The sequence below is a fragment of the Streptomyces sp. MUM 2J genome (assembly GCF_022414535.1).
In the GTDB taxonomy this organism is placed as follows: Bacteria; Actinomycetota; Actinomycetes; order Streptomycetales; family Streptomycetaceae; genus Streptomyces.
The window spans coordinates 1-844 of sequence record NZ_JADWYM010000118.1; the positions used below are offsets into that span (position 1 = coordinate 1).

The window sequence follows — 844 nt, forward strand, 5'->3', positions numbered from 1 at the left end:
GCGACTTCCGCGCCCGGCTGATCAAGCACGGCATGGAGGAGAAGGTCCTGGACCTGATCCTGGAGCGGATTTCGGCTCTCGGACTTCTGCGTGCGGGGGGCCGTCAGCGCACCGACTCCACCCATGTCCTGGCAGCGGTACGGACGCTGAACCGGATGGAGTTCGTCGGCGAGACCCTGCGTGCCGCCCTGGAGGCCCTGGCGGTCGCCGCCCCGCAATGGCTGGTCCCGCTGCTGAGCGCCGACTGGGCCAAACGCTACGGCGCCAGGATCGGCTCCTACCGCTTCCCCAAGGGCGACAACGTTCGCACCGAGTGGGCCGAACAGGTTGGCCGTGACGGCTTCACGGTCCTTCAGGCCGCCTTCGCTCCCGGCGCCCCGCCCTGGCTGCGGGAGATCCCCGCTGTCCAGGTCCTGCGCCGGGCCTGGGTCGAGCAGTACCGCCGTGACGGCGAGGAGGTGTGCTGGCGGGAGGGCAAGGCCTCCCGCCCGGCAGAGCCGGACTCTCCTCGCCTTACGACCCGGATGCCCGCTACGGCGTCAAGCGGGGGGCGGGATGGTGCGGCTACAAGACCCACCTGTCCGAGACCTGCGAAACCGACACCCCTCACCTGATCACCCATGTCCTCACCACGGACGCGACCGTCAGCGACACGGAGGTGACCGGGACTGTCCACCAGGGCCTGGACACAAGGGAGTTACTCCCTGACGAGCATGCCGTGGACGCCGGCTACGTCACCGCCGCCCACATCGTCACCGCCCGCGACGAGCACGGGATCGACCTGCTTGGACCTGTCGGCCTGGACACCGTCCACGAACGACAGGAGGGCGAGCACATTCCCCAG

General features: G+C 69.4%; 1 pseudogene. It reads left to right on the top strand.

Features of this window, described 5'->3' with window-relative positions:
* Window positions 1-614, top strand: a pseudogene (locus tag I3F54_RS31880) (IS1182 family transposase); the annotation flags it as partial.
* Window positions 615-844: the final 230 nt, after the last annotated feature.